The organism is Bradyrhizobium sp. Unk1 (genome assembly GCF_059512345.1).
The window spans coordinates 20,005-28,147 of record NZ_JCAMOP010000070.1 but is presented as its reverse complement, the minus strand read 5'-3'; the positions used below and the strand labels follow the sequence as shown (position 1 = coordinate 28,147).

Annotated in this window: 7 protein-coding genes and 1 pseudogene; 6 read left to right on the top strand and 2 right to left on the bottom strand. The window is 55.6% G+C overall.

The features are described 5' to 3' along the window. Positions 1–369: IS66 family insertion sequence element accessory protein TnpB (gene tnpB, locus AC5ZFO_RS44570; protein ID WP_496123848.1), on the top strand; the 369-nt coding region annotated here is incomplete at its 5' end. 51 nt (positions 370–420) lie between these two features. After that, positions 421–683: pseudogene (locus AC5ZFO_RS44565) on the top strand (transposase domain-containing protein); the annotation flags it as partial. 13 nt (positions 684–696) lie between these two features. On the opposite strand, the gene AC5ZFO_RS44560 reads toward AC5ZFO_RS44565, so the two are convergent. Continuing rightward, positions 697–2,466 (bottom strand): SIR2 family protein, encoded by a 1,770-nt coding sequence (locus AC5ZFO_RS44560; RefSeq protein ID WP_496123847.1) that lies wholly within the window; start codon positions 2,464–2,466, stop codon positions 697–699. Between the two features lie 392 nt (positions 2,467–2,858). On the opposite strand from AC5ZFO_RS44560, the gene AC5ZFO_RS44555 reads away from it, so the two are divergent. The 4 genes from AC5ZFO_RS44555 to AC5ZFO_RS44540 all read left to right on the top strand — a co-directional run bounded on the left by AC5ZFO_RS44555 (position 2,859) and on the right by AC5ZFO_RS44540 (position 5,459). Then, entirely contained in the window at positions 2,859–3,713 is an 855-nt protein-coding gene (locus tag AC5ZFO_RS44555) for a type IV toxin-antitoxin system AbiEi family antitoxin domain-containing protein (RefSeq protein WP_091963845.1), read from the top strand. Beyond that, positions 3,700–4,461: a nucleotidyl transferase AbiEii/AbiGii toxin family protein gene (locus AC5ZFO_RS44550; protein ID WP_496123846.1), complete on the top strand. Its 762-nt coding sequence runs from the start codon at positions 3,700–3,702 to the stop codon at positions 4,459–4,461. The genes AC5ZFO_RS44555 and AC5ZFO_RS44550 overlap by 14 nt, the downstream gene beginning before the upstream one ends. Then, positions 4,445–4,603, top strand: coding sequence for a hypothetical protein (locus AC5ZFO_RS44545; RefSeq protein ID WP_496123845.1), 159 nt, complete (start codon positions 4,445–4,447; stop codon positions 4,601–4,603). Before AC5ZFO_RS44550 ends, AC5ZFO_RS44545 begins: the two co-directional genes overlap by 17 nt. A 121-nt stretch (positions 4,604–4,724) precedes the next feature. Then, positions 4,725–5,459 carry a hypothetical protein gene (locus tag AC5ZFO_RS44540; RefSeq protein ID WP_496123844.1) on the top strand — a complete coding sequence of 245 codons (735 nt, stop codon included), beginning with the start codon at positions 4,725–4,727 and terminating at the stop codon, positions 5,457–5,459. 6 nt (positions 5,460–5,465) lie between these two features. Here AC5ZFO_RS44540 and AC5ZFO_RS44535 read toward each other — a convergent pair whose 3' ends face one another. Beyond that, positions 5,466–7,703: a hypothetical protein gene (locus tag AC5ZFO_RS44535; RefSeq protein WP_496123843.1), complete on the bottom strand. Its 2,238-nt coding sequence runs from the start codon at positions 7,701–7,703 to the stop codon at positions 5,466–5,468. Positions 7,704–8,143: the final 440 nt, after the last annotated feature.

Sequence of the window (8,143 nt, the reverse complement as noted above, 5' to 3'; positions counted from 1 at the left end):
TCGACGGATACGTTCATGCTGATGCCGCCCGCGAGCCTCATGATTTACGTGGCGACGCAACCTGTGGACTTCAGAAAAGGTGCGGAGGGCTTGGCGCTCTTGGCGAAGGAGACGCTGGGCCAAGACCCGATGAAGGGTGTGGCGGTGGTCTTCCGTGCGAAGCGCGCCGATCGAGTGAAGATTGTCGTCTGGGATGGCACCGGCCTGGTGATGTACTGGAAGCGGCTCGATAGCAGCGGCTTCAAATGGCCTCCCATCGTGGCCGGCATGATGCGGATGAATGCCGCGCAGTTGTCCGCGCTTTTGGCCGGCATGGATTGGACACGCATGCACGCACCTCGAATCCCGCAACCGAAAGCACTTGCGTAGGGAATAAAATCTTCGCTGCATCGAGGCGCGAAGCATGGCAGACTCGGGCCAATGAGTGATTTGCCTGATGAGCTGCCGAGCGATCCAGCCGAGTTGCGTGTCTTTGCCGCGGCTCTGCTGGATCGCTGCGCCAGGCTCGAGCGGTTGCTCAAGCTTGCAAAAGATGCCCAGTTCGGTCGATCGTCGGAAAAGCTGGACGCTGATCAGCTCCAGCTTGTTCTGGAGGATATCGATCAGGCCGTCGCGGCTCTCGAAGCAGCCGAAGATCGTGCCAATCCCAAAACATGCGCGAGAAGAGAGCTGCCGAGCGCAGAGAAGGCGATGCAGTCATGCAATCATCCTCCGGCTAAAAGCCGTGCGCGCATTGACGACGATCTTCGGCGAGCCGGGACCCTCCGGTCCTTCGAATGGCTTCAAAACGTGATCGGCCGCCCGCCCCGAGCTGGGAAGCAGGACATTGATCCATGCCGAGAGCAATGCGTCGCCCCGGTTGTTGAACCGGTTTCCCAGCCGCTCATCTAGAAAACTCATGGCTTGCTGTCGTGCGTGCTTAGGCCAAATCCAGACATCGGGTTTCAGGACAAGCCAGAACCGGCCGTCAATTTCGTCCACATCGAGCCTGACCGCCTCGGCCCACCACACTTCTTCGGATTTGGGATGATCCGGGGTTATCGCGGAGACCATGCCATCAATCCGGCCATGCAGACTGCCCCCGACACATTGAGAGATGCCCCGTGTCAGGTCCAGATTAAGATGTAGCCGATCGAGAATAAGGACCGATCCGCCGCGCCAATCCCGCATCAGCAGCGGCTTCCCTCGGATAAGGGAAAGGCCTATCGCACGCTCTATGAAGCCCTTAAGCTGGAGATTGTTCGCGTAATCCTGGAGGCGGTCCTTGATCGAGCAGGGCGAAAAGGAATTGAGATCCCTGCCAAACGCTTGTCGCAAGGTTTGTTCGCTGCCCCACGCCAAAATCGAAGAGCCTTTTGTCGCAATGATCTGATTACGTGCCTGCTTTTCCGCGGCGTGAATATCATCCCAGTCCTTGGGGGCCGCAAAACTGAGTTCAAGGCAAGTGTCGGGTAGCTGTATCAACGGAAGCGCATTCAGGCGGAGAATTGGCTCGCCGGTGCCTGCTCCCTTGCGCGGAATAGAAACGGCTTGAGAGCCGGTCCGGTCGATCTTCTCGATCAGTTCTTTTGGCCTGTCCGGGAATTGCTTCCAGATCCGCGACATCATGGAATCGAAGGTTTCGATTTCAATGAGTTCCGCGCGCACACCCTTGGTGTGAGCCGCTTCTAATAGCGCGGTCACGGCCGGGAGCGGCTGCCGCCCCTTCAGGGTCGTCCAGTAAAGGCCATGGGGGAATGGATTGGGGCCGTCAAGAACGCGGTGAAGGAGCTGCATCACGCTCTCGTCACGACCGCTGTAGCCTGCCACGATCATGCCGAATCGATTGCAGGCCGTTACAAGGCAGTCGCCCATCTCGGCATTCTGTGTTTTCAAGTCCTCCGTAAGATTCTTGATGCTCGTGAAGCGAAAGTCGCCGTGAAGCTTGCAGTAGATCGGGAAGGGATCGTTGTTCAGTGCTTGCTTTGCGGCGTAGCTGCCTTCGAGATGAAATGCAGCGAGGCTCTTGCCGGTCACTTCCGCAACGGCGCGTTCGACGACCGTATCGAAGTTGGTCGTAAACACGACCTTGATTGCTCCCGTGCTGAACAGGCCGCCAAAGACTCTGTGACCGAGGGTGAGGGATGATGCTTTTTCGGAGAGCTTGGCTTGCAGATAACGGCTCTGCCGTTCGAGGTCGGCGCCGAAGATCAACTCAAAACTTCGGCTATAGGCCGTGGGATCGCTCGACGCGGGAAAGCCGCGCGACATCAGATAGGATTCGATCTTCTCGCGGACCGCAGCGTTTTGCAGATCGTTCGATGAAACTTCCTGGTGCTCTTCAGAACAGTAGTAGCGCCGCTTTAGATCCCAAATGATATCCCAGGCTGTAGGTAGGCCTGCACTTTGGGACGAGCCCGCGCCGAGCATCCAAGCAAACATGCCGGGCGCTTCCGTTACGATGCGGATGAACTCTGCTTGCTCCATTGCTTCAGGCTAGCTTTGCTGGGCGCATACAACCACTGATAAATATTACTTATGTAATCGCCTTTGGGTTGGTGGGCGCGAGGGAAGGCCGATCGGTGGTCGCGATGCGGATCGGGGCGGAAAGGCCAAAATTGCTCCCGAAGCGTGCGTGATTTGTTCTTTCGCGTGAATGGGGTGTTCCGGCTGTCCACAGCTTTCAGAAGGCCTGCCGAGCCGGCATCCGGCTGTCTAAGACGGCTCCGCCGCGGCTGGCCTAAGGTACTGAAAGAACCGCATAAATTTACGCTGCATTCTGGCTGGTTTGCTGTTCTTAGAGATTATCAAGTATTAATTGATCTATGTGAGAATCTTCAAACTAGCTATCGGTTTGAATATATGCTATATTGTCAAGCATGACTAGATCAAAGGGACATCTTCTAAACCAGCTCGACAAGCTCCTCCCGGAAGGGCTGCTGGTGGATTCAGCTTGGCTCAAACGCCACGGCTACTCCACCCAGCTTCAAAACCTGTACGTAAAGTCAGGGTGGCTCGAACAGCCCAACCGAGGTGTCTTCCGGCGTCCGCGTGGCGCCCTAAGCTGGCAGCAGGTCGTCATATCCCTACAAACCATCCTCAACTATTCACCGCTTGTGGTTGGCGGGCGGACGGCGCTCGAGCTGCAAGGCTATGCACACTACCTCCCGCAATCGACGACGCGCGTTCATCTCTACGGACCAAAGGCACCGCCGCGCTGGGTTCAGAAGCTGCCGCTGTCCGTCAAGTTCGTCTACCACAACGACCGGCGGCTCTTCAAAAACGAGCCCGTCGCAAAAGGCATAAGCAGTGTCCGTTGGAACGTCAAAACTGGGAAGATGCTCGACGTCACGGCCTTTCGCGGAGGTGACGTAGCTCAATTGAACTGGGGACAATGGGATTGGCCCTTGACCTTATCGACGCCTGAGCGCGCTGCCTTTGAGCTGCTCGACGAATTGCCCAATAGTGAAAGTTTCGAGCAAGTCGATACACTGCTTGGCGGCCTCGCCAATCTTCGGCCGGACCGCCTGCAAAAGCTCTTGCAAGATTGTGTGAGCGTGAAGGTCAAACGCCTCTTCTTTTACTTTGCAGATCGCCACAAGCATGCCTGGCTCAAACGCCTCAGCAAAGAAACCGTCGATCTGGGCCAAGGCAAACGCATGCTCGTTAGAGGTGGCGTCCTCAATCCTGCCTATCAGATAACCGTCCCCGGAGACCTCGATGGCGTTCGCTGACGTTTATAAAAAGCAGGTCGCGCTACTGCTGCGCGCTCTTCCGTTCGTCACCGAGGAAGAGTTCTTCGCCCTGAAAGGCGGCACCGCGATCAATCTGTTCGTTCGCGACATGCCCCGACTCTCCGTGGATATAGATCTCACTTATGTTCCCATAGCACCGCGAGCTGAATCCCTTGCCGACATTGACGGGGCGATGAAGCGCATAGTCGGCAAGATCAAAGAGAAAATCCCAAGTGTACAGGTCCACGAAACCCAAAAAGAGGGGGCCATCGTCAAACTTGTCGTTCGTAGCCAGCACGTCCAGATCAAGATTGAAGTCACGCCGGTGCTGCGCGGTTGCGTCTTCGAGCCTGTTCTGACCTCCGTGCGTCTCGCCGTCGAAGGCGAGTTTGGGTTTGCAGAGGCCCGCACGGTTTCCTTCGCCGACCTCTATGGCGGAAAAATCGTCGCCGCTTTGGATCGCCAGCATCCGCGTGACCTGTTCGATATTCGCGATCTGCTGGCCAATGAAGGAATTACGGACGAATTACGCAAGGCCTTCATCGTCTATCTCTTGAGTCACGACCGGCCGATGTTCGAGGTGCTTGGCTCTCCTCAGAAAGATATCAGCGACGAATTCCTTCACGGCTTCGAAGGGATGACCGACGAGCCCGTGTCGAGGGACGAGCTGATAGACGCGCGCAAGAAACTCGTCGATGAGATCGTCGGCAAGATGCCCGAGGAAATTCCTTGTGTCCTTCGAATGTGATCAACCGGATTGGGATCTTCTCGGCGTATCTGATGCCACCAATCTGCCGGCCGTCAAATGGCGCCAGCAGAACCTCGACAAGCTCTCCAAGGAAAAAAGGGATCGACTTGTCGCCGATCTTGAAAAGGTTCTCATCAAATAGCGCAGTAGCGCGGGCCTTCTTCCGCCGAAAGGGGACTACAACTGTTGCGGGAGCATGCTATGCTGGCCTGTTTTTGGTCTCTTCCTTTCAACTATCCAGTCCATAGGCGATGATAACCAAAGTGACGCGCAAGCATCCGGTTTCCAGAAAGATCTACGACAAGCACATTCAACTCTTTCGCTACCTCAATGATGCTTGGATATTTACGCATCTGCTTCGGCCTGAATTGGACAAAAAGGCGGAGGAGCTGCGCAACAGCAAGTCGAGTGCCAAGAAGGAATACTCGGTACCCAAACGAAACCAGGATGTCGTGAGCAGACGGCGCGATAGGGATGTCGGTGACGTGTTTAAAGCGCAGTGCGCTCGGGGAATTTTCGAAACAAATATCGTGGCAATAGTATCTCGCGTCGAGGCATTTATTCAAGATTGCCTCAGAATTGCGATCCTCGATAAGCCGGAGAAGCTAGTCCTGATTGGCGACAAGAACATCCCTCTCAATCTCTTTCTTGAATTGGAGGATCGCGATGTCCTTCTCGAAGCCGTGATCGAATCGCGCTGTCAGGAACTGCTATTCGCGAAACCAAAGGACTACTTGGAGAAATTCGCAAAGGTTCTTTCGATCGACATCAAGAGCGAGATCCTTGAAAGCTTCATCGAAATGAAGGCGTCGCGCGATGTGATCGTTCACAGCCGAGGCGCGATCAACAAGATCTATGTAGAAAAAGCCGGAAGGAAAGGACGAGGGGCGGTCGGAGAGGAATTGGTCGTGGACGAACCATATTTCACGGACGTGATTGAAAACGCTAAGTTGCTCTCAGGTGCAATTCAGCGCGAAACGGAAAAGAAATACAAGTAGATCCATTTAGATGTGGCCGCGTGGCTGAGGGTGTTGCGTTGAATCAGATTGCGGTGGCCTGATATACCGGTAGAAGCTTGCTCCGTCGAAGGTGGCGTGCCGTGTGCGGCGCACTAATAGGAAAACCGCGCATTCGACGCTCCCTTCGTCCGGCATTAGATCGGCAGCCACATTGCGTCCCATCTCGTGCCACTCTTGCCGGTCTGGGAGTTTTTTTAGCAGATGGATGGCCAACGCGAATACTTTGCTGCCAATCCGGAACGTGACGTAAGAGATGTCGTCCTCGGGCGAAGGAACTCCGCGCCTGAACCGTCGGATTCTGCGTTCGAGCTCCGCAAGCTGCGGCGGCATTTGATTGAGAATGACGTTGATGATGTCGAACCGGTGACGCTGCGTACCATCGCGATAGAGTTCGCGGACGATCGCCTCCCACAACGGTGGCAGTGAGACGCCATGAACGTCGACCACAGTCCTGTCCGCCCGCGGCTTTTTGGATCTACGCACCAGCGAGTCCGAGGCAAAAAAGACGATGCGCTTGCCATCCAGTGCGTCTCGGTCCACCCATAGTCCGTTTGTCAGGTAGGCCGAGAGTATGTCCTGCTCATCGCCCTCAAAGTCGAGAACCTGTTCGAGCGTAGCCCGACGCGTAAGGTAATGGATGAGTGACACCTCGCTGTCCAGAAACCGAACGATCATTTGCAGGTCGCCGAGCGACAGGACGGGCGCCCAGGGCGTCTGCTCGGAGACCAAGCCAAGCTCTTTCAAATAATGACGGGCGCTGGTAAGCGAGGCGAAGTGCTCAATACAGATGCTGAAAGTGAACACCACCTTAGGCTTGTCTAAATTGAGGTTGATCGGCTGTCCCGAAGTTTTGAGTCTCAAACGCGCGCTCTTCTGGCGGGTATTAAGGTAATTCTGCAGGCGGCCCGATTGCACGCCGGGCTGAACGAAGAGTTCATTGAAATTCTTTCGTAGGCTCAGCGAGCCGCCGCGCCGAGCGGCGTCTTTGATGCGGCCTGACTTCGCTTCAAAGATAAAGATGAAATTGCCGACCACCGCGACAACATCATTCTCCCAAACCTGGCCGGTGTCCGGATCATCCCAGGCAACGCCACGATAAACGGATGCGCTTGGCATGGCGGTCGTGATAAGATCTGTGATTGCCTCTTCAAGATAGTTTGCGCGCGCGCTTTCATAAGCAACTTCGAGCGAGCGGTGACCCTCCATTAGCGATTCGAGGATTACGAATGGGAAGGAGACTATGAGGTGAGGCAGCGGCGCAAAGAGGCTCCCATCATCAAGGAGGACGTAGGGGCGCCGCCAGATGGGATTGTTCAGGTATATGTACTCGTGATTGATCTCCGAAAGGCTGTTCGGTCTAATTGCTAGGCTGTAAAGCGCGTCGACGATTGGTGCGGGAAAGGCGGCGTCGAGATCTGCTCGTGAAAGTGTGTAGATCCAGGGGTGCGCGAACTCCGACATTTGAAATGCAGCCATCCGGAGATCCTCCAGATCGACCCACCGGTTCGTGCAATTTCCCCATACGCGGTTTGCGAGCGGATATGAGGAACAGAAGAAATCGATACATTCGACCAGCTCGGATCGTCGCTTCGTATCGAGAAGGTTGTGCAAACGCTCTGTGAAGATCTTAAAACGTTCCTGGACCAAGTCCATCATGCGAATGGCGGCGCGAAACAAATCGGAGAGCCTGTAGCCGAGCGCGGCCTCGGAGGGGCTATCAACTTGCCTCAATATTCCGTTCAGCGCGTGCTCACAGTCTTCCCGTGAAAATATGTTTCGATAGTACAGAGTGAAAAGACGAGCACGGCGGCTCACGAACCTCTCGATATCAGACTCATTGCCTGTATTCGGCTGCTTGTTCATAAACCCGCGCAGGTGCCGCCGAACAAGGCGCCAGTATCTTGCCAGATTGTTCGGCGAGACCGGATTGGCTGATGGTCGGTGCCGATTGAGCAGCATCAATATCTGCGTGAGCTCAACTTCGACCTGCTTCGGCGTTTCTGGACGTTCGATGCGCGGGTTGGTGAGTATAAAGCGCGATGCGGTACGGGCGAGAATCGCAACGGGATCACGAATTCTCAAAAACAAGGTCACTGCTTCGAGGCTGGTTTCAAAATCGGTTTGCCATTGGCCAGCGTCCCAATCCTGCGTACCAGCGAGTTCAGGATCGGGCGGCAATTCTAATCGTTCATAGCCCGGCAAACCTTGTTCTAAGTCCGTCATTGCGCCTCCCGAAGCGAGAGAAAGCCAAATGACGGCAGCGGTCAAGTTCAGGACCGCAACGCTTCAGAGCTGGTCTGTGGAACGAGATCGGTTGATCGGACAAAGTGCTACCGGCGCGACATGCCTTTGAGCTCGGCTCGTCGCCTGGCAACGAGGTGACGCGTTTCTGAGGTATCGAACCCGGCCTGCTCAAGTTGGCGTATGGTCCCAGTCAGTGCAACGATCTGCGCCCGAAGATGAAGCAATCTGATCGGCTGCTTTTCTTGACCCTTGATGAATCCTGCGAGCACCGACTTGCGCGCACAGAGAACGGAGCCCAACCGGAAGACGGGTATCCTCCCAGTCGGTCATTGTGTACTTGCCGCCGGTGATGTTGGTGATGCAGACGCGGCCTTCTGGGGTCGACGAGGCCCACGCGCCAGAAATCGATACCGCGACTG

Excerpts from the sequence above, each read along its gene's own strand:
- AC5ZFO_RS44560 (WP_496123847.1), bottom strand. The coding sequence starts at position 2,466 with ATGGAGCAAGCAGAGTTCATCCGCATCGTAACGGAAGCGCCCGGCATG.
- AC5ZFO_RS44555 (WP_091963845.1), top strand. The coding sequence starts at position 2,859 with ATGACTAGATCAAAGGGACATCTTCTAAACCAGCTCGACAAGCTCCTC.
- AC5ZFO_RS44550 (WP_496123846.1), top strand. The coding sequence starts at position 3,700 with ATGGCGTTCGCTGACGTTTATAAAAAGCAGGTCGCGCTACTGCTGCGC.
- AC5ZFO_RS44535 (WP_496123843.1), bottom strand. The coding sequence starts at position 7,703 with ATGACGGACTTAGAACAAGGTTTGCCGGGCTATGAACGATTAGAATTG.